The sequence below is a fragment of the Streptomyces chilikensis genome, from assembly GCF_001642695.1.
Taxonomy (GTDB): Bacteria; Actinomycetota; Actinomycetes; order Streptomycetales; family Streptomycetaceae; genus Streptomyces; species Streptomyces chilikensis.
In genome coordinates this window covers 2,449,454-2,471,341 of record NZ_LWCC02000005.1, presented here as the reverse complement: position 1 = coordinate 2,471,341, position 21,888 = coordinate 2,449,454, and the positions used below count along the sequence as shown (strand labels likewise).

Sequence of the window (21,888 nt, the reverse complement as noted above, 5' to 3'; positions counted from 1 at the left end):
TCCGGGCCCTCCGGGCCGGTCACCGGTCCGTCCGGGCCGGTCGCCGGGCAGTCCGCCTCCCCCGGCGCCACGCCGGAGGCGTCCACGTCGTGGGGGGTCGCGCCGGAGGCGTCGGGATCGACGGAACCGGCGGACGCGCCCACCTCATCGGCGCCGGACGTACCGGACGCGCCGGACGCGTCGCCGGGCTCGGAGGCCGTGCCGCGGACGCCGACCGGGGCGGGCGGCGTGTCCGTCGCGCCCTCGGGCACGGCCGCCGGGACGGCCGCTCCGCCGTGGAGGTCCGCGGTGCCCGCCGTCCCCCGTGATCCGGGCGGGCCGGGTCCCTCCGGCGCGGATGCCGTCGTGGCCCACCGGCACCCGCGCAGCACGGCCCCCCTCGGCGCGGGCCTGATCCTCACCGGTCTGGCCCTGGCCCTCACCTGCCAGGCCCTCCGCCTCCGCCGCGACTGACCAGGCCCCCCCCCCCCTCCGCCGTCCCCCGGGCCGCTGCCCCCGCCGGCCCTGGGCGACACCCGGGCGCGGGCGGGCGGGCGCGGCCGGGTGCGGGCGGGGCGGGTGCGGGCGGGGCGGTGGCCGTTCAGGTATGCGGACCGCCGGTTCAGGTACGCGGACCGCCGCCCCGCACCGTCACGCGCCGGGAGCGACGAGAAGGACCTTCCCCACGTGGCCGCTGGCCTCCAGGACCCGGTGCCCCTCCCCCGCCGCCTCCATCGGCAGCTTCCGGTCGATCACCGGCCGCACGTGCCCGTCGGCGACGAGCGGCCACACATGCTCCCGCACCGCCGCCACGATCGCCGTCTTCTCGTCCAGCGGCCTCGCCCGCAGCGACGTCGCGCTGACCGCCGCCCGCTTGTTCAGCAGCGTCGCGATGTCCAGCTCGCCCCTGACGCCGCCCTGCATCCCGATGATCGCCAAGCGCCCGTTGACCGCCAGCGCCTTCACGTTGCGGTCCAGGTACTTGGCTCCCATGTTGTCGAGGATGACGTCGGCCCCGGCCCCGTCCGTGGCCTTGGCGATCTCCTCGACGAAGTCCTGCTCCCGGTAGTTGATCAGGATGTCCGCGCCCAGCTGCGCGCAGCGGTCCAGCTTCTCCTCGCTGCCCGCGGTCACCGCCACCTTGGCCCCGACCGCCTTGGCCAGCTGGATCGCCATGGTGCCGATGCCGCTGGACCCGCCGTGGACCAGCAGCGTCTCCCCGGGCCGCAGGTGGGCGATCATGAAGACGTTCGACCAGACCGTGCAGGTCACCTCGGGCAGCGCCGCGGCCTCCACCAGGGAGAGGCCCGCGGGAACCGGCAGCAGCTGACCCGCCGGAACGGCCACCTTCTCGGCGTAACCGCCACCGGACAGCAGCGCGCACACCTCGTCGCCCACGCTCCACCCGGACACCCCCGGACCGATGTCGGCGATGCGGCCGGAACACTCCAGCCCCGGATGGGGTGAGGCGCCCGGCGGCGGGTCGTAGAACCCCTGCCGTTGCAGCAGATCGGCGCGGTTGACCGCCGCCGCCGTCACCTCGACCAGGACCTCGCCCTCTCCGGGCACCGGGTCCGGCACCTCGGCCCAGACCAGGGCCTCGGGGCCGCCCGCCTCGGGAATCGTGATCGCATGCATGGAAGCGACGCTACTCCCTCGGCGGGCGAACCCCCAGGCCGACGTCACGGCCGCTCGATCGTCCCCGACTGGCGGTCCGGGTGCGGCAGGGGCCGCTGGTCCGGGGCGACCTGCTGCGCCTGCGAGGAACGCACGATGGTGATGACGCGGTCCGCGATCTGCAGCGTGCCCAGCGAGGCGTCGTCGAAGCCGAGGACCCGGTGACCGCGCAGCACGCTGATCACCATGTCGTCCAGCTCCCTGGGCTTCTTGCCCACCTCGGCCTTTATGACCGGCCGCTCCACGATGTCCAGACCGCTGCCCTGCTGGATCAGGTCCTCCATCACCATGCCGGCGGCCGGGCTCAGCACCGAGAGGCCCAGCAGACGGCCGGCCGCACTGGCGCTGGTGATCACCGCATCGGCTCCCGACTGCCTGAGCAGCGGCGCGTTCTCCTCCTCGCGGACCGCGGCCACGATCTTGGCGCCGCGGTTCATCTGGCGGGCCGTGAGCGTGACCAGGACCGCGGTGTCGTCGCGCTGGGTGGCGATGATGATCTGCCGCGCCTTGTGCGCCTCGGCGCGCTTCAGCACGTCACTGCGGGTGGCGTCGCCGGCCACTCCCGCGTACCCCGCGGCGGCGGCGGACTCGATCACCTTGCTGCTGGCGTCCACCACCACGATCTGCTCGGCGGAGATGCCGGAGGCGCGGACCGTCTGCAGGGCCGACCGGCCCTTGGTGCCGAAGCCGACGACGACAGTGTGGTCCCGCAAGGTGTGCCTCCAGCGGTTCAGGCGCAGTTCTTCCCGCGTGCGTTCGGTGAGCGCCTCGAGGGTGGTGCCGACGAGGATGATCAGGAAAATCACGCGCAGGGGGGTGATGACGAGGATGTTGGTCAGCCGCGCGGTGTCGCTGGCCGGGGTGATGTCGCCGTAGCCGGTGGTGGAGAGGGTGACCGTCGCGTAGTAGAAGCTGTCGAGCAGGTCGAGGCCGCCGCCGGCGTTGTCGTTGTAGCCGTCGCGGTCCAGGTACACGATGAACGCGGTCGCCACCAGCACCAGCAGAGCCATGGAGAGCCGCTTGCTGACCTGGCGGAGGGGGTGCGGCACCGCTTTCTGCGGAAGTTTCACCCGGTGGGTGACCAGACGTTCGCCCGCCTCCCGGGCGATGACGTCCTGTCCCGGCAGTTTCACGTGAAACACACTCCCGTTCCGGCGAGCGTCCAGGGAAGATCCAAAAGCTCGCTCTCTTCTCCCGCCCTCAGCCCGCCCGGTGGGATCACGGCGAGGGCGTCGGCCGCCGCCATGCCACGGAGCATGGCGGGGCCGGCGTAATGCAGGGGTCGCGCCCGGTCGGCGCGCAGCACGACCGGCACCAGCCGGGTGTCGTGCGGATGCCCCTGGACTCCTTCGGCCAGGGGCAGGGCATAGGGGTCCGGGGCGGAGTTCCCGCCCAGGGCGCGCAGCAGCGGCTGGGCCAGGGTGAGCAGGCCGGAGACCGCGGCCAGCGGGTTGCCCGGCAGGCCGACCAGGTGACGCCCGTCCTGGAGGCGGGCCAGCAGCATGGGGTGGCCGGGGCGGACCTGGACGCCGTCGACCAGCAGCTCCGCCCCGGCCTTGTGCAGGATGGGGTGGACGTGGTCGACCGGGCCGGCGGCGGTGCCGCCGGTCGTGACGATCAGGTCGGCGTCGCTGCCGGTGATCGCGCGGAGCAGTGCCCCGGCGTCGTCGCCCAAGCGCCGGACGGCCGTCACCTCGGCGCCGAGCACCCGGAGCCAGGGCGGAAGCATGGGGCCGAGGGCGTCGCGGATCAGGCCGTCCCTGGGACGGCCCTCGGTGAGCAGTTCGTCGCCGAGCACCAGGATCTCGACGCGCGGCCGGGGCGAGACGGCGAGCGTGTCGTAGCCGGCCGCGGCGGCGAGGCCGAGGACCGGCGGGGTGACCGGGGTGCCCTCGGGGAGCAGCTGATCGCCGGAGCGGCACTCCTGGCCGCGCGTACGGATGTCCTGGCCGTGGCCGGTGTCCCGCCGGGCGTGCAGCCGGCCGGCCGCGTCCAGGCGGCCGTGCTCGGTGCGCAGCACCGCGGTGGTGTCGCGGGGGATGCGGGCACCGGTGGCGATGGAGGTCGCCTCGCCGTCGGCCAGCGGGGCGGGTTCGGCGTCCCCGGCCAGGACCCCGTCGTCCCGCACCCGCCAGGGGCCGGGGCCGGCGACCGCCCAGCCGTCCATGGCGGAGGTGTCGAACGGCGGCAGGTCGGTCAGCGCGGTCAGCGGCGACGCCAGGACCAGTCCCAGGGCGTCTTCGAGCGGCACCCGGACGGCCGCGCGACTGTTCCGCCGCGCGGCCCGGACGGAGCGGCCCGCGCGGTCGGCGAGGGCGCGAGCCCGCTGCCAGGGGGTGCCGCCGTGGTGCCGGTGCCCCGTCTCCGGGGACGCCGGGGGGCTCCCGGGGGCGGGCACGGCCGCGGTCCGGCCCTCGTTGACGAGGGACAGCGCCTCCTGCACGTCACGGTCGTCGAGGCCGGCGGGGCCGTCGAACTCACCGAGGTCGTTGAACTCACCGGGGCCGTCGAACTCGCCGAGGGCACCGCCGTCCACGGGCGGACGGCCGTCCACGGGCGGACGGCCGTCCACCGACGGGCGGTCGTTCACGGGCGGACGGCCGACGGAGTTGCCGGAGGTCGTCATCCGGCGTCCGTGGCCCCGGCGGCGGAGGGCTCGGCAGCGCTCTCCTCGGCCCAGCGCCGGGCGAGGTCGACGGCCTTGCGGACCGCCTCGGCGACCGCCTCGGGGCCGCCGCCGGCGCGGCCGGCCGCATAGCCCACCAGGAAGGTGGTCAGCGGCGCCGCGGGGCGGGCCACGCCGTGCGCGGCGTCACGGGCGAGGTCGAGGAGCAGGGCGCGGTCGACGTCCAGGTCGATTCCCAGCTCGTCCTTGGCTGCGGTGATCCATTCATCCAACACGTGCTCATGCTCCCTGATGCGTGCGCGGGCGGCGTCGATGTCTTCCCAGGTGTCGCAGTCGAAGGACGCGGCGGGGTCGGTGATGAGTGTGACCCGGAGCGCCTCGGTCAGTCGTCGCAGGGGCAGACCGGTGAGGCCGCCGTTCGCCCCGGCGACCTCGGCGAGCACCTTCCGCAGCGGCTCGGCCCGGTAGGCGGCCACCAGCGGCTGCCACCGGCCCGCGGCGTCGACGACCAGCACGGCGTCGGGCGGAGCGGCGGGAACGGGGTCCGGGCGCGGTGCCGGGGCCGGGGTCTCGGCCGAGAGCAGGAGGGCCGGGACCGGAGCCGGGGTCTCTGCCGAGGGCAGGGGGGCCGGGTCCGCCACCGAGGGGGCCGGGGGCCGGGTCCGGGACTGAGCCCGGCCCCGGGCCAGGGTGGTCACCAGCCGGGCGACCGTCTCATGGCCGAGGAAGGGAAGGTCGGCGGAGAGCACCACGACCGAAGCCGCGGTGGTGTGTTCGAGGCCCGCCGCCAAGGCGGCCAGCGGACCGCCGCCGGGCGGCTCCTCGCGCGCCCAGCGCACCGGCCGGGCGGTGGGCCGGGGGTCGGCGACCACGACCGTCCGTCCGGCACCGGCGCAGGCGGCGAGGACCCGGTCGAGCAGGGCCCTCCCGCCGACCCGCACGCCCGGTTTGTCGGCGCCGCCCAGCCTCCGGGCGGCGCCGCCCGCGAGCACCACGGCGTCGTAGCCGTGGTGCCCGGCACCCCGCACGGCGGGGGAGCTCTCGTGGTCGGTCACCCCACGAGTATGGAGGGCCCTGCGATCACAGGGAACGGAGGAGTACCGCCGGCTGCTCGACGCAGTCGGCCACATGGCGGAGGAAGCCGCCCGCGGTCCCTCCGTCGCAGACCCGGTGGTCGAAGGTGAGCGAGAGCTGCGTCACGTGACGCACCGCCAACTCTCCCTGGTGCACCCACGGCTTGGGGGTGATCCGGCCCACGCCCAGCATGGCCGCCTCGGGGTGGTTGAGGATCGGGGTCGAGCCGTCGACGCCGAACACTCCGTAGTTGTTGAGGGTGAACGTCGAGCCGGTGAGCTCGGCGGGACGCAGCCCTCCGCTCCGCGCGGACTCGGTGAGCCGGGCGAACTCCGCGGACAGCGACTCGGCGTTCCGCCGGTGGGCGTCGCGGACCACGGGGACGACCAGTCCGCGCCGGGTCTGCGCGGCGAAGCCGATGTGCACGTCCTCGAACCGCACGATCTCCCGCGCCGCGGTGTCGACCGTGGCGTTGAGCTCGGGGAAGCGGGCGAGGGCGGCGACACAGATCCTCGCCAGCAGCGCGATCAGTGAGATCTTCGGCCCGGACCCGGCGTTCATCGCGGCGCGCGCGTTCAGCAGTTCGGTGGCGTCCGCGTCCACCCAGCAGGTGGCGTCCGGGATCTCGCTCCGGCTCCGGGTGAACTTGTCGGCCGCCGCGCCGAGCAGGCCGCGCAGCGGGATCCGCGTCGTGTCCCCGGCGGCCGTGGTGACCGGACCGTCCGCCGTACGGGGGACGGGGGCCGCGGCCCGCGGCTCCCGCGCCTGCTCCCGGGAGGCAGCGGCACGCAGGGCGTACTCGACGTCGGCCCGCAGGATCAGCCCCTCGGGGCCGGATCCGGTGATCTCCCGCAGGTCCAGCCCGTTGTCCCGGGCCAGACGGCGCACCAGCGGGGAGATGACCGGGACCGGACCGTCCTGGGCGGGCGCGGCGCCGGGACCGGCGCCGCTCGTGATCCCCGCGGCGCGGGCGGGGGAAGCCGTTCCGTTCACCCGCGCCCCCGGGGCCTGCGCCCCGCCCGGCACCCGCCGCGGCGCGGGATCCTGCGGCGCCTGCGGCTGGAACGCCGGCTGCGCCGCCGGCTGGGACTGCGGCCGGGCACGCACCGGGGCCGACGGCGGGACCCTGCGGCGCCGGGCCGGCGGGGCCGAGGTGCCGTAGCCGACCAGGACGTTCCCGGAGCCCTCGGCGCCCGCGACGGCCGTGCCGTTCACCGTGTCCCCCGCCGCACCGGAGGCGCCGGACCCGGCGGCCACGCCGTCGGCGTCCGCGCCCACGGCGACCGTGATCAGCGGGGCGCCCACCGGCAGCGAGCCGCCCTCCTCGCCGAACCGCGCGGTGACCACCCCGCCGTACGGGCAGGGCACCTCCACCATCGCCTTGGCCGTCTCGACCTCGACGACGGGCTGGTCGACGGCGACCACGTCGCCGACCTCGACCATCCAGTGCACGATCTGTGCCTCGGTCAGCCCTTCGCCCAGATCGGGCAGCTTGAACTCGAATACCTCGGCCATCAGTCGCCCGCCTCCCACTGCAGCCGTCCCACCGCGTCCAGAATCCGGTCCACGCCGGGCAGGTGATGCCGCTCCGCCATCGGCGGAGGATACGGGATGTCGAATCCGGCGACCCGGAGAACGGGCGCCTCCAGGTGGTGGAAGCAGCGCTCGGTGATCCGCGCCGCGATCTCCCCGCCGGGCCCGCCGAAGCCGCCCGACTCGTGGACCACGACGGCCCGGCCGGTTCGCCGCACCTCGGCGCAGACCGTCTCGTCGTCGAACGGCACCAGCGACCGCAGGTCGACCACGCCGAGGTCCCAGCCCTCGGCCCGGGCGGCCTCGGCGGCCTCCAGGCAGACCGGCAGCGACGGGCCGTAGGTGATCAGCGTGGCGCTGTGCCCGGTGCGGCGGACCACGGCCTTGCCGATCGGCTCCACCGGGGCGGGGTCCTCCGGGTCCCAGGAGTCCTTGCCCCAGTAGAGCCGCTTGGGCTCCAGGAAGACCACCGGGTCGTCGGAGGCTATGGCCTGCCGCAGCATGCCGTAGGCGTCGGCGACCGTGGCCGGCGTGACCACGTGGAGACCCGGGGTCGCCATGTAGTAGGCCTCGGAGGAGTCGCTGTGGTGCTCCACTCCGCCGATGCCGCCGCCGTAGGGGACGCGCACGGTGATCGGCAGGGGCATCGCGCCCCTGGTGCGGTTGCGCATCTTGGCGACGTGCGAGAGCAGCTGCTCGAAGGCGGGGTAGGCGAAGGCGTCGAACTGCATCTCGACCACCGGCCGCAGCCCGTACATGGCCATGCCGACGGCGGTGCCGAGGATGCCCGCCTCGGCGAGCGGGGTGTCGGTGCAGCGGTGGTCGCCGAACTCGGCGGCGAGGCCGTCGGTGATCCGGAAGACGCCGCCCAGGGTGCCGACGTCCTCGCCGAGGACGTGGACGGACGGGTCCTCGGCCAGGGAGTCCCGCAGGGCGCGGTTGAGCGCCTGCGCCATGGCCGTCTGCTTGACCGCGACGGCTGTGTCGAGGGTGGTCATCGGGACGTTCCCTCCCGCTTCGAGTGCGCCTCGGCCTCCAGCTCGGCCTCCAGCATCGCCCGCTGCTCCCGCAGCTGGGGCGTGGGCTCGGCGTAGACGTGGGCGAAGAGTTCCATGGGGTCGATCTCGGCGTCCTGGTTCATCCGGGCCCGCAGGTCGGCGGCCATCGCCTCGGCGTCCTCGCGGACCTCGCGGATCGCTTCCTCGTCCAGCAGCCCGCGGGCGGTCAGCTCGCGCTCGAGCAGCGGCACCGGGTCGTGGTCGCGCCAGGCGTCCACCTCGGCGGACTCGCGGTAGCGGGTGGCGTCGTCGGCGTTGGTGTGGGCGTCGATGCGGTAGGTGATCGCCTCGACCAGCACCGGGCCGCGGCCCTCGCGGGCGTGCCGGACGGCCTCGGTCAGCACCTGGTGGACGGCGACCGCGTCGTTGCCGTCGACCAGCCGGCCCGGCATGCCGTACCCGACGGCCTTGTGGGCGAGGGAGGGCGCGGCGGACTGCTTGGCCAGCGGGACGGAGATGGCGAAGCCGTTGTTCTGCACCAGGAAGACCACGGGGGCCTGCCAGACGGCGGCGAAGTTGAGCGCCTCGTGGAAGTCGCCCTCGCTGGTGCCGCCGTCGCCGATCATCGCCAGGGCCACCACGTCGTCGCCCTTGAGCCGGGCCGCGTGGGCCAGCCCGACCGCGTGCGGGAGCTGGGTGGCCAGCGGGGTGCTCAGCGGGGCCACACGGTTCGCGTACGGGTCGTAGCCGGTGTGCCGGTCGCCGCGCAGCAGGGTGAGCGCCTCCACCGGGTCGACGCCCCGGGTGACCACGGCGAGGGTGTCCCGGTAGCTGGGAAACAGCCAGTCCTGGTCGGCGAGGACCATCGCCGCGGCCACCTCGCAGGCCTCCTGGCCGGTGCTGGACGGGTAGACGGCGAGGCGTCCCTGCTTGGTCAGCGCCGTGGCCTGGGCGTTGTAGCGGCGGCCGCGCACGACCTCGGCGTACAGACGGCGCAGCAGGCCGGGATCGGCCGCGGCGGCCTCGTCGGCGGCCGGTGTGCCCAGGACGCGGTAGGGCTCGGCGTCGGGCAGCAGGGGCGTCGGGTCCGTGCGCGGTCGCCAGGCGGGCGGCGGGGCGGGGCGGTAGGTGTCCCGCTGCTCCATCACCGTCATGACGGCACCTCCTCGTGGGAGTGGCTGACGAGGACGCCGGTTGTGACGCGCCTCACCTACCGATTGTTCGGTCGCCGGCGCATTTTGGCTACAGGCGGCCCCACCCTGTGGACAAACGGTTCTCCACAGCCTGAGATGGGGGCACGGTGTCCAGGGGAGGGAGGCGGGGAACGATGCGACCTGAACAAATGGCCGACGGCCCGGAGGAAGGTGACGCACCGGCTCCCGTCGGCACGGTCCGCCCGCTGCCGCCCCCGAGAGCCCTGGACGCCATAGACCAGGACATCCTGCGGATGCTCCAGAAGGACGGCCGCGCGTCCGTGCGGTCGGTGGCCGAGCGGGTGCACGTCTCCCGCGCCAACGCCTACGCGCGGATCAACCGGCTGATCGAGGACGGGGTGATCCGCGGCTTCGGTGCCCGGATCGACCAGGAACGGGCCGGTCAGGGCACCTCCGCCTACATCACGCTCAAGATCGTCCAGAACTCCTGGCGCACCGTGCGGGAGCGGCTGCGCGCGCTGCCCGGGGCCTCGCACCTCGCACTGGTGGGCGGCGACTTCGACGTCCTGATGCTGGTGCACGCCCCGGACAACCGGGCGCTGCGGGAACTGGTGCTCACCCGGCTGCACTCCATGCCGGAGGTGCTCTCCACCCGGACCCTGCTGGTCTTCGAGGTGGAGGACATCGACAGCCCGAACAGCCCGGTCTGAGGGCGAGCCGTCAGCCTCGCAGGCCCGTGAGGACCAGCTGGACCACCGCGTCGGCGACCTCCCGGCGGGCGCCGGTACGCCCGTCGGGGCGGTACCACTCGACGATCGAATTGATCATGCCGAAGACCAGCCGGGTGGCCAGCCGCACCTCGACGTCCCCGCGCACGTCGCCCTCCGCGGCGGCGTTCTTCAGCAGCTCGGCGACCCGGTGGTCGAACTCGCGCCGGCGCTCCAGCGCCCACCGTTCGGTGCCGGTGTTGCCGCGCACCCGCAGCAGCAGCGTCACGTAGGGCAGCTCGGCGATCAGCACCTCCACCATCCGCCGCACCACGTACTCCAGGCGGTCCGCGGCGCGCCCCTCCCGCGCCGGCGGCTCGTCGAGGATCCCGAAGAGGCCCTCGAGGGCCCGGCTCACCGCCCGCCGGAGCAGTTCCTCCTTGCCGGAGACGTGGTGGTAGATCGACGACTTGGAGATTCCGGCCGCCTTGGCCAGGTGCTCCATGGAGGTGCCGTCGTAGCCTCGCTCGTTGAACACCTGGACGGCCACCTGGAGCAGCGAGTCCGGCGTGTAGGTGTCGCGCCTGGGCGTGGTCATCGCGGAGCCTTCCGTCACTTGGCCGCGGTGAACGCGTGCCGCAGCAGGGCGAGGGACGGAGCGCAGCGCCCGGACGGTTCCCGCTCGTGGACCGCGTCGAGGACGCCGTAGGCCCAGTCGTCGCCGAGCCGGCGGCTCCACTCGAAGGGGCCGAGCGGGTAGTTCACGCCGAGCCGCATCGCGGTGTCGACGTCCTCCTCGCCGGCCACGCCGCGGGCCACCGCGTCGAAGGCGAGGTCGATGATCCGGGCGACCGTCCGCGCGACGATCATGCCGGGGACGTCACCGACGACGCTGACCTTCTTGCCCAGCGCCTGGAAGAGGCCCACCGCCTCGGCGAGGGTGTCCGGCGAGGTGACCGGGGCGGCGGCCAGGGCGATCCGGGTGGCCGCGCGGTAGTCCAGGGCGAGGTCGAAGGAGACCAGGTCGGGGCCGTACTCGCCGACCGTCTCGCCGTCCGCCAGGACCAGCGTGCCGCCGCCGGGCAGCACCAGGCGGCCCTTCTCCTCCGGCGCGAACCCCTCGTCCTCGACGCGGACGTCGATGCCGGCCTCGCGGATCAGCCCGACGACGTCGGCCGCCGGTCCCAGATCACCCAGGAGGGTGACATGGCCGGGCGCCTCCTCGGCGGCGGCCGTCCGCGGCTCGGGGCGTTCGGCGCCCTCCTCGTAGGAGTACCACCCGCGACCGGTCTTGCGGCCGAGCCGCCCGGACTCGACCAGGCGGCGCTGGGCGAGCGACGGGCGGAACCGGACGTCCTGGAAGAAGGACTCCCACACCGACCGGGTGACCGCCTCGTTGACGTCCTGGCCGATCAGGTCGGTGAGCTCGAAGGCGCCCATCCGGAAGCCGCCGCTCCCGCGCAGCACCGCGTCGACGGTGGCCGGGTCGGCGGCCCCCGTCTCGTACACCTCGAACGCCTCGGCGTAGAACGGCCGGGCGATCCGGTTGACCACGAAACCGGGCTGGTCGGCGCAGGAGACGGGCGTCCTGCCCCAGGCGCGCACCGTCTCCAGGGCCCGCCCGGCGGACGCGGGGTCGGTGGCGGCGCCGGAGACCACCTCGACCAGCGGCATCAGCGGGGCCGGGTTGAAGAAGTGCAGCCCGACGAAGCGGCCGGGCAGGCGCAGCGCGCCGCCGACGGCGGTGACGGAGAGGGAGGAGGTGTTGGTGGCGAGCAGGCAGTCCTCGCCGACGACCTCCTCCAAGTCACGGAACAGCTGCTGCTTGACGTCGAGGCGCTCCAGGACGGCCTCCACCACCAGACCGCATCCGGCCAGGCCGGACAGGGACTCGGCGGTTTCCAGCCGGCCCCGCGCGGCGTCCCGGTCGGCGGCGGGGAGACGCCCCTTCTCGACGAGCCGGTCCAGGCGGGACACGATCCCGGCCGCGGCCTCGCCGGCCCGGCCGGGGGCGGCGTCGTAGAGCCGGACGGGGTGCCCGGCGACCAGAGCGACCTGGGCGATGCCCTGGCCCATGGTGCCGGTACCGACTACTGCCACGGGGCTGTTCAGGTCGAGTGCTGTCATGAACGCGATCCTCCCGCACGGGGTTTTCCACAGCCGCGGCGGACCCCCTTGTCCCGACCGATCGTTCGGTTACTCTAGCCCTGTCCTTCTGTTCCTGCCCAGCGCGCCGGTTCGAAGAGGAGCCGGTCCGAGGAGGAGGTGGGTCCACCCATGGCCACCGCACCGACCGCGCCCGTTTCCGCCACGACCCCGTCCGGCGAGGGCGGCCTGACCGCCGCCGAGCTGACGGACCGCCACCAGGCCACCCTCGACCGGGCGCTGGAGACCATCCGGACCCGCGCCTACTGGTCGCCCCACCCCGAACATCCCAAGGCGTACGGGGAGAACGGCACCCTGTCCGCCGCGGAGGGGCAGGCCGCCTACGAGGCCCTGCTCGGGAACCGCTTCGAGCTCGACCAGCCGGGCACCGACGACTGGGTGGGCGGCGAGGTCTCCCCCTACGGCGTCGAGCTGGGCGTCACCTATCCCCACCCGGACGTCGACGTGCTGCTCCCCGCGATGCGGGCGGGCATGCGCGGCTGGCGCGAGGCCGGACCGAAGCTGCGCGCCCTGGTCTGTCTGGAGATCATCAAGCGGATCAACGCCCGCACCCACGAGTTCGCGCACGCCGTGATGCACACCAGCGGCCAGGCCTTCGTCATGGCCCTCCAGGCCGGCGGACCGCACGCGCAGGACCGCGGCCTGGAGGCGGTCGCCTACGCCTTCCAGGAGCAGACCCGGGTGCCGGACTCGGCGGACTGGAACAAGCCCCAGGGCAAGCGCGACCCGCTGCGCCTGACCAAGGAGTTCACGGCCGTGCCGCGCGGCATCGCGCTGATGATCGGCTGCAACACCTTCCCCACGTGGAACGGCTTCCCCGGCTTCTTCGCCTCGCTGGCCACCGGCAACCCGGTGCTGGTCAAGCCGCACCCGCGGGCCGTGCTGCCGCTGGCGCTCACCGTGCGGATCGCGCGCGAGGTGCTGGCCGAGGCCGGGTTCGAGCCCAACCTGGTCGCCCTGGCCGCCGAGCGTCCCGGCGAGGGCCTGGCGAAGACGCTGGCGGTGCGCCCGGAGATCCGGATCATCGACTACACCGGCTCCACCGCCTTCGGCGACTGGCTGGAGACCACCGCCCGCCAGGCGCAGGTCCACACCGAGAAGGCCGGCGTCAACACGGTGTTGATCGAGTCGGCCGCCGACTACCGCGGCATGCTCTCCAACCTGGCCTTCTCCCTGTCCCTGTACAGCGGCCAGATGTGCACCACCCCGCAGAACCTGCTGATCCCGCGGGACGGCATCGACACCGACCAGGGCCACCGCTCCTTCGCGGAGGTGACGGCCGACCTGGCCGCCGCCGTCTCCGAGCTGCTGGGCGACGACGCCCGGGCGGCCGGGCTGCTCGGCGCGATCGTCAACCCGGACGTCAGGACGCGCCTGGAGGCCGCCGCCGAGCTGGGCGAGGTGGTGCTGCCCTCGCGCGAGGTGCCCCACCCGGACTTCCCCGACGCGGTGGTGCGCACGCCGGTGATGGTCCGCCTCGACGCGGCCAAGTCCGACGAGGACCCCGCCTACCTCGAGGAGTGCTTCGGCCCCGTCTCGTTCGCCGTGGCCGTCGACTCCGTGGACGCCGCCGTGGAGCTGCTGCGCCGCACGATCCGCGAGAAGGGCGCGATGACCGTCGCCGCGTACACCACCTCCGCGGAGGTGGAGCGGGCCGTCGAGGACGTCTGCCTGGAGGAGTGCGCCCAGCTCTCCCTCAACCTGACCGGCGGGGTCTTCGTCAACCAGACGGCCGCGTTCTCCGACTTCCACGGCTCGGGCGGCAACCCGGCGGCCAATGCCGCGCTCTGCGACGCCGCCTTCGTCGCCAACCGCTTCCGCGTGGTGGAGGTGCGCCGGGAGGCGTAGGCACGGCGGACGCCGGTCACCGGTCCCCGCGGGCGCCCTCGCGCCCCGGCCTCCGGCCCCGCGGACGGCGCGGTCACGGCCGGGGCGGGCCCGCGGGGGACTGCGCGCTCCAGTGGTAGAGCGTCATGGCGACACTGGTCGCCAGGTTGTAGCTGGACACCTGGGACCGCATCGGCAGCGACAGCAGCCGGTCGGCCCGGGCCCGCAGTTCGGCGGTGAGCCCGCTGCGTTCGGACCCGAAGGCCAGCACCGCGTCGTCCGGCAGCCGGACCCCGCGGATGTCCTCGCCCTCGGCGTCCAGCGCGAACACCGGCCCGGGCGGCAGTCCGGCGACGTCCAGCCGCTCCACGACGGTGGCGAAGTGCAGCCCGGCCCCGCCGCGCACCACGGTGGGGTGCCAGGGGTCGAGGGTGCCCGTGGTGACGACGCCGGTCACCCCGAAGCCGGCGGCCAACCGGACCACGGCGCCCGCGTTGCCGAGGTTGCGGGGCTGGTCGAGCACCACGACGGGCGCGGTGCGGGGGAGCCGGCCAAGGGCGCGCAGGCCCGCCCCGCGGTCCGGGCGCAGGGCCAGCGCCGCCACGCCGGTGGGATGGGGGCGCGGCACCAGCCGGCGGTAGACCTCCTCGTCGACCTCGGTCAGCAGACCGTCCAGCGCCGCCCGGACGTCCGGGGCCAGGTCCTCCGCGAGGGCCAGCGCCGCGGCCCGGTCGGTCGCGACGGCCAGCGGCACGGACGCGCCGAAGCGCAGCGCGTGCTTCAGCGCGTGGAATCCGTCCAGCAGGACCGTGTCGTCGGCTCCGTGCCGGTGCCAGGCGCGCGGGATGTCGGGGGAGGCGGTCATGGACCGAAGCCTAGGCGGGTCCCCCGGTCACCTCCGCGCGGCGCCCCTCGCCGCCCCGGCCCCTCGATCCCGCCTGCCCGGTCGGTCCCACCTGCCCGGTCGGCCCCGCCTGCGCGGTCGATCCCAGGCCATCTCAGCCCTGACGCCGTCTCGGGATCTGCCGGCCCCGTCGCTGCCGGCGCCGTACCGGCCTTGTCCGTCCCCGCGACCTTGTCGACCCGGTCGATCCCGGCGAGCCCGCCTGCCCCACCGGCCCCTCAGGACCTGTCGGCCCCGTCGCTGCCGGCGCCTTCCCCGGCCCTGTTCCCGGCGCCCCCGTCGGCTGCCCTGGCGCTGCCGGCGCCCTTGTCGGCCCGGTGGGCCCCGGTGGGCCCGTCGGTCCCGGCGCTCCCGTCGGGCTCCCCGCGTCCGGCGGCCGCCGCGGGTTCCCGGCGCGGCGGCTCCGTGTCCGCGACGCCCGGCGCGGTGAGGGGCCTGGACACCGCGGCCCCCGCCTTCCCCGTCCCGCCGGCGGCCCACCGGGGGCCGCCCTGGGCCGGCACCCGTGCGCCCACGCTCCGCTCCGGCACGCCCCGCTCCGGCACGCCCTGCCTCGCCCCCGCCGCGGGAGCAGCCTCCTCGGCGGCCCCCGCGGTCGCGACCGTGGTGCCGCCGGTGCTCCCCAGCCGGAACCGGCCGGCCAGGCGCGTGGCGGCACGGCCCACCCGCTGGAGGAACGTCGTCGGGAGGAACACCGAGTCGGCCACGATCATCGCCAGGGAGAAGAACGGCAGGCCCAGCACCACCGCGATCGCCACGTGCTCGGTGATCATCGCCGCCAGCAGCACGTTCTTCACCCGGCGGTTGAACAGCGTGAACGGGAACGCGACCTGCACCGCCACCGTGCCGTAGGTGATCAGCATGACCAGCGTTCCGTTGGCGGCGAGCAGATCCGCCAGCGCCGGCCAGGGCGAGAAGTAGTCCAGGTGGAGCGGGTAGTGCAGCGCGGTGCCGTCCTGCCAGCGCGAGCCCTGGATCTTGTACCAGCCCGCCGTGGCGTAGATCAGGCACGCCTCGGCCATGATCACCAGCAGCGCCGCGTTGTGGACGGTGTTGCCCACCACGTCGAACAGCACGCGCGCCTGGGACCCCGGGGCGCGCCGGTCGACGATCCACCACACGCCCTGCGCGATCCACATCACCCACAGCGCGCAGGGGACGAACAGGTCGCCGTCGAAGGCACCCAGCAGCGTCGCCGGCACCAGCACCAGTCCGGAGACGGTCCACAGCACGGGTCCGCCCACGTCGGCGCGGCGCCGGCCCCGGCGGTCCCCGGCCCCGGCCTCGTCCCGCCGGGCGGCCTCGTCCCGCCGGGCCCGGCGCGCGTCCAGGGACCAGACGCGCCCGCACCGGGTGAAGACCAGGTAGACGGCCATCAGGTGCAGCACGTTGTCGCCGCCGTCGCCCATGAAGACGCTGCGGTTCTGCAGGGAGAGCACGCCCACCATGAAGAGGACGGAGGTGGCCCGGGTGCGCCAGCCCAGCGCGAGCAGCAGGCTCGCCAGGATCGCGAAGAGGTAGACGGCCTCGAACCAGAGGTCCGAGTCGGTCCACAGCAGCACCGTGAACGCGCCGTTGTCCGCGACCAGCCGGTCCCCGAGCTCCCAGCTCCACGGGCCGTCCGGCCCGTACAGCTCATGGCGGTGCGGGAACTCCCGCAGCAGGAAGAGCAGCCAGGTGGCGGCGAAGCCTATGCGTATCACCGCGCTCTGGTACGGACCGAGCGCGGCGTCGGTGACCCGGGAGACCAGCTTTCCGAGGGCGAGGTCGGGACGGTTCACAGGTCGCCTCCCGGGACGTCGTCCGCGGACACGTTCCACCAGGGCAGCACCCGGTAGCGGGGCTCGGACTCCGCCTTCTCACCGCTCCAGACCGGCGGCGCGACCTGAAGGGTCCGGGAACGGATCTGTATCCGCTCCACCTCGGCCTCGTACGTGCGGCCCAGCCGCATCACCACGATGCGCCGCAGGTACTCCTCGGCGAGCCTGCCCCGGGGGCCGGTCGCGCGGTTCTCGTCGTCGTGCGAGGAGACGTAGAAGTCCCAGGCGCGGCGGAGTTCGTTCTGCTGGGTGTGGCTGGGGGCCGGGTTGCCGTCGATGGCGCGGCCGTCCTCGGCGGAGAGGTCGGTCCAGTCCACCGTCCGCGCGTCCCCGTCCTCCGTCCGTATCTCCGCCCTGACCTGCACGGCGATGTTCTGCTGGAGCGGGTTGGGGGCGAACAGCTTCCAGTTCTGCTCGAACTCGGGGTAGATCCAGTCGTCGACGGCCTGCGCGTGCCGCTTGCTGAGCGTGTTCGCCGGCGCCACGTGCAGGAACACGACGCCCAGGTGCACGCAGGCGAGGCCCGCGACCAGCGCCAGGGCCACCGCCGCGAGGATCCGGCCGGGCAGGCCGAGCGCCGCCACGCCGGTCGGGGGTGTCGCCCCCTCGGGCGGAGGCCCGCCCTGGTGTGTTTCCGTCAGCGCCACGTCTCCCCCGTCCCGGTCGTTCGCAGGAACCGTACTGAGTACCGGCGGCCCCGGGACACCCCTGTGGACGACAGGAGTGTGGACAACGGGGCGCCCAGGTCCTCCACAGCGGTTGACACCCTACGTTCCGCGGGGTCCAGGAACGCGGCCCTGTGAGCGCCGCCACGGTCCCGCGGCGGCCGGCCGCGGGTCTCAGACGACCTGTCCCGGCTTGCCCTCGTCGTCGACGACCGGACGGCCCGAGGCCGCCCAGGCCCCCATGCCGCCGTCCACGTTCACGGCGTCGATGCCCTGCTGCGCCAGGTACATGGTGACCTGCGCGGACCGGCCGCCGGAGCGGCAGATGACGTTCACCCGGCCGTCCTGCGGGGCGGCCTCGGTGAGCTCGCCGTAGCGGGCCACGAACTCGCTCATCGGGATGTGCAGTGCCCCGGCGGCGTGACCCGCCCGCCACTCGTCGTCCTCCCGGACGTCCAGCAGGAAGTCGCCGTCCTTGAGGTCCGAGACCTGGACCGTGGGCACACCAGCTCCAAAGTTCATGCCACCGACGCTACCGGACCGCCGCCGGCACCACGGTCACAGCCGGCGCCACGGTCACAGCCGGCGCCACGGTCACGGCCGGCACCACGGTCACAACCACGGCTCGGACCATGACCACCGCCACCGCCACGGCTACGGCTACGGCTGGTGCAGCTCCATCAGCCGGGACTCGCGTTCGGCGATCTCTCCGGTGAGCTGCCGGGCGATGTCCTCCAGCAGCCCGTCCGGGTCGTCCGGCGCCAGCCGCAGCATGGAGGCGATGGCGCTCTCCTCCAGCTTCCCCGCCAGCTCGGTCAGCAGCTCCTTGCGGGCCGCGAGCCACTCGAGGCGGTCGTACAGCTCGTCGGCGGGAGTCGCGCGCCGCTTCACCACCGGGCCGGCCGCCCACTCCTCCTGGAGCGCGAGCAGCTTCCGCTCGTCGCCCCGGGAGTAGGCCGTGTTCACCCGGGAGATGAACTCGTCACGCCGCTTGCGCTCGGCCTCGTCCTGGGCGAGGTCCGGGTGGGCCTTGCGGACCAGCTCACGGTAGAGCCGGCGCGCCTCCTCACCCGGCCGGACCCGCGGCGGCGGCTGCACGCTCTGGTCGGTGAGCATCGCCACGGACTCGGGGAACAGCCCCTGCCCGTCCATCCAGCCGTGCAGCAGCTCCTCGACGCCGGGTATCGGCGTCACCCGGGCCCGGGCCTCCTGGGCCAGGCGCACGTCCTCCGGGTCACCGGTCCGGGCCGCGCGGGCCTCGGCGATCAGGGCGTCCAGCTCCTCCAGCCGCGCGTACAGCGGACCGAGCCGCTGTTCGTGGAGCCGGGAGAAGTTCTCGATCTCGACGCGGAAGGTCTCCACGGCGATCTCGTACTCGATCAGCGCCTTCTCGGCGGCCATGACGGCGCGCTCCAGGCGCTCCTCGGGACGGGGAGCGGCTCCGCCGGCTCCCTCCGTGGGCTCGGGCGGAGTCCGGTCAGCTTCCGGGGTGGTCATCCGCCCAGCGTAGGCCACCTGCCAAGTCCCCCGCCGACCACGGTGATCGACACAAGCCCGGCACCGGACCGGCGACCCGGCGGGCAACCGGACCGGCGACCCGGCGGGCAACCGGACCGGCGGCCCGGCGGGCGACCGGACCGGCGACCCCGCGGGCGACCCGGCGGGCGACCGGGCCGACGACCGGACAGGCGACCGCGCCGGCGGCCCGGCCGGTGACCCCACCGGCTCCGCCCACGCTCACCCCTCCGTCTCGGCCGCGATCCGCCCCGCCCGCACCGCGGCCACCAGGTCCGCGTGATCGGCCTCGGTCCGGTCGGCGTAGGCCACGGCGAACGTGGCCACCGCCTCGTCCAGCTCCCCGTTCTTGCCGCAGTACCCGGTCAGCAGCCGCGGATCGGCGCTGTGGCTGTGTGCGCGGGCCAGCAGGGCGCCGGTCATCCGGGCGTAGTCGTCGAGCTGTCCGTCGACCAGCGAGGTGGCGTCCACACTGCCCTTGCGGTTGCGGAACTGGCGCACCTGGTAGTGCCGCCCCTCCACCGTCGTCCAGCCGAGCAGGAAGTCGCTGACCACCTGCATGTGCCGCTGCCCCAGCACCACCCGGCGGCCCTCGTGCTCCACCGGCGGCGTGGCGACCCCGGCCGCCGCCAGGTGCGGCAGCAGCGCCGAGGGGCGGGCCTCCTTCACCTGGAGGACCAGCGGCTCACCGCGGTGGTCCAGCAGCAGCACCACGTAGGAACGGGTGCCGACGCTGCCGGTGCCCACCACCCGGAACGCCACGTCGTGCACCGCGTACCGGGCGAGCAGCGGCAGCCGGTCCTCGGGCAGCGTGGTGGTCCAGCCCTCCAGGGAGAGGGCCACCGCCGCGGCCTCCGCGTCCGGCACCCGCCGCAGCACCGGCAGCGCCTCCACGAAGCGGCGCCCGCCGTCCGGGGCCGCCTCGGTGGACCTGGCGGCGAACCGCCCGCTGGTGTTGGACCGCGCCTTGGCGGCCACCCGCTCCAGCGTGCCGAGCAGGTCACGGGCGTCGGCGTGCGAGACGAGCTGCTCGTCGGCGATGGCGTTCCAGGCGTCGGCGGCGGGCATCCTGGCGAGCAGCCGCAGGGTGCGGCGGTAGGAGCCCGCCGCGTCCCGGGCCGCGTCCCGGCACCCCTCCTCGTCCACGCCCGCCTCCCGGCCGGCCAGCACCAGCGAGGTGGCGAGCCGCTTCAGGTCCCACTCCCAGGGGCCGCGCACCGTCTCGTCGAAGTCGTTGAGGTCCATCACCAGGCCGCCGCGGGCGTCACCGTAGAGGCCGAAGTTGGCGGCGTGGGCGTCTCCGCAGATCTGCGCCGTGACCCCGGTCACGGGGGTGCGCGCCAGGTCGTACGCCATCAGGCCGGCCGTGCCCCGCAGGAAGGCGAACGGGCTCGCGGCCATCCGCCCCACCCGCAGCGGGGTCAGCTCGGGTATGCGGCCCCGGCCGGACTCCTCGACCGCGCTCAGCGCGTCGGGCCGTCCCGGACCGAGTTCCAGGCGGGCGTGAGCGGCCCGGGGCACCGCCTCGCGCAGCGCCTTGCCGCGGGCCTTGGCGCCGGCCGCGCCGCCGGGCACGGAGCGGGGCGCGAACCCCCGGACGACCGGCATCCGCGGCACGTTGCCGCCCGTCGCCCGGCCGGCCCGCTCCTGTCCGTCCCGTCGCTCCCCGGGCGGCGCCGCCGCCCGCGTCCCCGTCTCCATCCCGGCACCGGTCACCGGACCACCTTCCCGCACCGTCGGACAAGCGATTGGCGCAGACGCTATCGCCGCGTCCGCGCCCGCGACAGGGCCGGGGTCCGGCCGGGAGCGGGGAACGGGGGGCGGGAGGCGGGGAACGCGGACCGAGGTGACGCGCGACGGCCGCCGCCGCTCAGCGACGACGGCCGTTCGCCGGGGCGGGCGGCCGCCCCCGTCACCCCGTCGCCCCGTCACCCCGTCGCCGTCGGCGCCCCCGTGGGCAGCTTGCGGCAGGCCAACACGAACAGCAGCCAGCCCACGACCGACGCGAGCGCGAAGAGCAGGATCGAGTTCCACAGGCCCAGCCGTTCGCCCAGCAGCCCGCCGAGGAAGGCGCCGACCGGCAGGGTGCCGTAGGTGAGCACGCGGTAGGCCGCCGTCGCCCGGCCCAGCACCTCGGAGGGGATCACCGACTGGCGGAAGGCGACCACGTGCACGTTGTAGATGGTCAGCCCGAAGCCGTACACCGCGAAGGTCAGCGTCGCCAGGGCGAAGTTCCACGACGACCCGGTCCCGGTCGGCAGCAGCAGGAGCGGCGCCAGGGACGAGGCGCTGCTGGCGAGGATCAGGATCCCCGGGAAGCCGAACCGGTTGCCCGCCCGCCGGGCCACGAACGCCCCGGCCAGCGAGGCGACGCTGCCGAAGGCCAGCACCAGTCCGATGCCGCCCGCGTCCATCCGCAGCTGCTTCACCGCGTAGACCAGGAACAGCGTCAGGATCGCCTGCTCGCACAGGTTGAACCAGCCGGCCCGCATGCTCAGCACCCGCAGCGTCCGGTCCCGCCACAGCAGGTGGAAGCCGGTGAGCAGGTCGGCCAGGCGCGGCCGGCCGGCCGCCGGGCGGTCCCGCGGCGGTTCCCGGTGCCGGATCAGCAGGGTGGTGACGAACGCCGCCACGTAGGCGACGACGTTCACCAGGATGGCCAGCCACGCGCCGAGCGCCTTGATCAGCAGACCGCCCAGGCTGGAGCCGCCGATCTGGGCGACCGAGTACGAGCCCTGGAGCTTGCTGTTGGCGTCCACCAGGTCGCGCTGCGGCACCAGTGCGGGCAGGTAGGCGAGGTAGGCCACGTCGAAGACCGAGGTCCCGGCGCCCATCACGAACGCGATCAGGCACAGGGCCGGCACGGACAGGGTGCCGGTGAGGTACAGCACCGGCACGGCGGCGAGCGCGAGCGCCCGCACCAGGTTGGCCACCAGCAGGACCCGCCTGCGGTCGAAGATGTCGATCACCAGGCCGGCGAACGGGGTGACGCACAGCGCGGGCAGGTACTGCATCGCGGAGACCAGGCCGACCTCCGCGGCGCTCGCCCCGAGGGCGCCCAGCACCAGCAGGGGCAGCGCCAGCTGGGTGACCTGCGCGCCGATCGCGGCGACGGTCTCCCCCGACCACAGCTTGAGGAAGTCCCGGTTGCGCCACAGGCCGCCGCCCCGGGCCTTCCGCGTGCCGTCACCGGGCCCCGCCGCGCCGCCGGGCCCCGCCGCGCCGCCGGGCCCCGCCGCGCCG

19 protein-coding genes are annotated in these 21,888 nt (G+C 74.8%); 3 read left to right on the top strand and 16 right to left on the bottom strand.

From position 1 onward, the window contains the following. Positions 1–288 precede the first annotated feature (288 nt). Entirely contained in the window at positions 289–453 is a 165-nt protein-coding gene (locus A2U95_RS11110; protein ID WP_166021973.1) for a hypothetical protein, read from the top strand. A 177-nt stretch (positions 454–630) separates the two neighbouring features. Here A2U95_RS11110 and A2U95_RS11105 read toward each other — a convergent pair whose 3' ends face one another. From A2U95_RS11105 to pdhA, 7 genes are read right to left on the bottom strand one after another with little or no spacing between them, the layout of a single operon-like run. Then, a complete protein-coding gene (locus tag A2U95_RS11105; protein ID WP_166021972.1) occupies positions 631–1,617 on the bottom strand; it encodes an NAD(P)H-quinone oxidoreductase in 987 nt (328 codons plus the stop codon). 44 nt (positions 1,618–1,661) lie between these two features. Next, the gene (locus A2U95_RS11100; RefSeq protein WP_166021971.1) at positions 1,662–2,789 is read right to left on the bottom strand and encodes a potassium channel family protein; all 1,128 of its coding nucleotides are present in this window, start codon (positions 2,787–2,789) and stop codon (positions 1,662–1,664) included. Further along, the gene (locus A2U95_RS11095) at positions 2,786–4,282 is read right to left on the bottom strand and encodes a molybdopterin molybdotransferase MoeA (protein ID WP_166021970.1); all 1,497 of its coding nucleotides are present in this window, start codon (positions 4,280–4,282) and stop codon (positions 2,786–2,788) included. Before A2U95_RS11095 ends, A2U95_RS11100 begins: the two co-directional genes overlap by 4 nt. Beyond that, entirely contained in the window at positions 4,279–5,337 is a 1,059-nt protein-coding gene (locus tag A2U95_RS11090; RefSeq protein WP_240957281.1) for a DUF6457 domain-containing protein, read from the bottom strand. Before A2U95_RS11090 ends, A2U95_RS11095 begins: the two co-directional genes overlap by 4 nt. 25 nt (positions 5,338–5,362) lie before the next feature. Then, positions 5,363–6,871, bottom strand: coding sequence for a dihydrolipoamide acetyltransferase family protein (locus tag A2U95_RS11085; RefSeq protein WP_166021968.1), 1,509 nt, complete (start codon positions 6,869–6,871; stop codon positions 5,363–5,365). Further along, the gene (locus A2U95_RS11080) at positions 6,871–7,887 is read right to left on the bottom strand and encodes an alpha-ketoacid dehydrogenase subunit beta (protein WP_166021967.1); all 1,017 of its coding nucleotides are present in this window, start codon (positions 7,885–7,887) and stop codon (positions 6,871–6,873) included. Before A2U95_RS11080 ends, A2U95_RS11085 begins: the two co-directional genes overlap by 1 nt. Further along, a complete protein-coding gene (pdhA, locus tag A2U95_RS11075; protein ID WP_166021966.1) occupies positions 7,884–9,041 on the bottom strand; it encodes a pyruvate dehydrogenase (acetyl-transferring) E1 component subunit alpha in 1,158 nt (385 codons plus the stop codon). Before pdhA ends, A2U95_RS11080 begins: the two co-directional genes overlap by 4 nt. A 173-nt stretch (positions 9,042–9,214) precedes the next feature. Here pdhA and A2U95_RS11070 point away from each other — a divergent pair, with 173 nt between their 5' ends. Beyond that, a complete protein-coding gene (locus tag A2U95_RS11070) occupies positions 9,215–9,751 on the top strand; it encodes an Lrp/AsnC family transcriptional regulator (RefSeq protein WP_206282857.1) in 537 nt (178 codons plus the stop codon). 10 nt (positions 9,752–9,761) lie between these two features. Here the strand turns inward: A2U95_RS11070 and A2U95_RS11065 are convergent, their stop codons facing one another. After that, the gene (locus tag A2U95_RS11065) at positions 9,762–10,346 is read right to left on the bottom strand and encodes a TetR/AcrR family transcriptional regulator (RefSeq protein ID WP_166021965.1); all 585 of its coding nucleotides are present in this window, start codon (positions 10,344–10,346) and stop codon (positions 9,762–9,764) included. Between the two features lie 14 nt (positions 10,347–10,360). Then, positions 10,361–11,875 (bottom strand): 3-hydroxyacyl-CoA dehydrogenase, encoded by a 1,515-nt coding sequence (locus A2U95_RS11060; protein WP_166021964.1) that lies wholly within the window; start codon positions 11,873–11,875, stop codon positions 10,361–10,363. A 150-nt stretch (positions 11,876–12,025) separates the two neighbouring features. Here A2U95_RS11060 and paaN point away from each other — a divergent pair, with 150 nt between their 5' ends. Further along, positions 12,026–13,762 carry a phenylacetic acid degradation protein PaaN gene (paaN, locus tag A2U95_RS11055; RefSeq protein WP_166021963.1) on the top strand — a complete coding sequence of 579 codons (1,737 nt, stop codon included), beginning with the start codon at positions 12,026–12,028 and terminating at the stop codon, positions 13,760–13,762. Positions 13,763–13,835: 73 nt separating this feature from the next. On the opposite strand, the gene A2U95_RS11050 is transcribed toward paaN, so the two are convergent. The 7 genes from A2U95_RS11050 to A2U95_RS11020 form a co-directional block, all read right to left on the bottom strand. After that, positions 13,836–14,606 (bottom strand): TrmH family RNA methyltransferase, encoded by a 771-nt coding sequence (locus A2U95_RS11050; protein WP_166021962.1) that lies wholly within the window; start codon positions 14,604–14,606, stop codon positions 13,836–13,838. A 257-nt stretch (positions 14,607–14,863) separates the two neighbouring features. Beyond that, positions 14,864–16,426 carry an HTTM domain-containing protein gene (locus tag A2U95_RS11045; protein WP_240957280.1) on the bottom strand — a complete coding sequence of 521 codons (1,563 nt, stop codon included), beginning with the start codon at positions 16,424–16,426 and terminating at the stop codon, positions 14,864–14,866. Continuing rightward, positions 16,423–17,112: a DUF5819 family protein gene (locus tag A2U95_RS11040; RefSeq protein WP_240957279.1), complete on the bottom strand. Its 690-nt coding sequence runs from the start codon at positions 17,110–17,112 to the stop codon at positions 16,423–16,425. The genes A2U95_RS11045 and A2U95_RS11040 overlap by 4 nt, the downstream gene beginning before the upstream one ends. A 192-nt stretch (positions 17,113–17,304) precedes the next feature. Then, positions 17,305–17,634, bottom strand: a complete 330-nt coding sequence (locus tag A2U95_RS11035; protein ID WP_166025067.1) for a rhodanese-like domain-containing protein — start codon at positions 17,632–17,634, stop codon at positions 17,305–17,307. Between the two features lie 156 nt (positions 17,635–17,790). Then, a complete protein-coding gene (locus A2U95_RS11030) occupies positions 17,791–18,627 on the bottom strand; it encodes a J domain-containing protein (protein WP_166021961.1) in 837 nt (278 codons plus the stop codon). Between the two features lie 240 nt (positions 18,628–18,867). Next, positions 18,868–20,346 carry a DUF2252 domain-containing protein gene (locus A2U95_RS11025; protein ID WP_166025065.1) on the bottom strand — a complete coding sequence of 493 codons (1,479 nt, stop codon included), beginning with the start codon at positions 20,344–20,346 and terminating at the stop codon, positions 18,868–18,870. 227 nt (positions 20,347–20,573) lie between these two features. Then, positions 20,574–21,888: MFS transporter (locus A2U95_RS11020; protein ID WP_166021960.1), on the bottom strand; the 1,315-nt coding region annotated here is incomplete at its 5' end.

Coding starts and splice junctions, on each gene's coding strand:
- A2U95_RS11105 (WP_166021972.1), bottom strand. CDS start 1,617: ATGCATGCGATCACGATTCCCGAGGCGGGCGGCCCCGAGGCCCTGGTC.
- A2U95_RS11095 (WP_166021970.1), bottom strand. CDS start 4,282: ATGACGACCTCCGGCAACTCCGTCGGCCGTCCGCCCGTGAACGACCGC.
- A2U95_RS11085 (WP_166021968.1), bottom strand. CDS start 6,871: ATGGCCGAGGTATTCGAGTTCAAGCTGCCCGATCTGGGCGAAGGGCTG.
- A2U95_RS11080 (WP_166021967.1), bottom strand. CDS start 7,887: ATGACCACCCTCGACACAGCCGTCGCGGTCAAGCAGACGGCCATGGCG.
- pdhA (WP_166021966.1), bottom strand. CDS start 9,041: ATGACGGTGATGGAGCAGCGGGACACCTACCGCCCCGCCCCGCCGCCC.
- A2U95_RS11070 (WP_206282857.1), top strand. CDS start 9,215: ATGCGACCTGAACAAATGGCCGACGGCCCGGAGGAAGGTGACGCACCG.
- A2U95_RS11065 (WP_166021965.1), bottom strand. CDS start 10,346: ATGACCACGCCCAGGCGCGACACCTACACGCCGGACTCGCTGCTCCAG.
- A2U95_RS11060 (WP_166021964.1), bottom strand. CDS start 11,875: ATGACAGCACTCGACCTGAACAGCCCCGTGGCAGTAGTCGGTACCGGC.
- paaN (WP_166021963.1), top strand. CDS start 12,026: ATGGCCACCGCACCGACCGCGCCCGTTTCCGCCACGACCCCGTCCGGC.
- A2U95_RS11050 (WP_166021962.1), bottom strand. CDS start 14,606: ATGACCGCCTCCCCCGACATCCCGCGCGCCTGGCACCGGCACGGAGCC.
- A2U95_RS11030 (WP_166021961.1), bottom strand. CDS start 18,627: ATGACCACCCCGGAAGCTGACCGGACTCCGCCCGAGCCCACGGAGGGA.
- A2U95_RS11025 (WP_166025065.1), bottom strand. CDS start 20,346: ATGGAGACGGGGACGCGGGCGGCGGCGCCGCCCGGGGAGCGACGGGAC.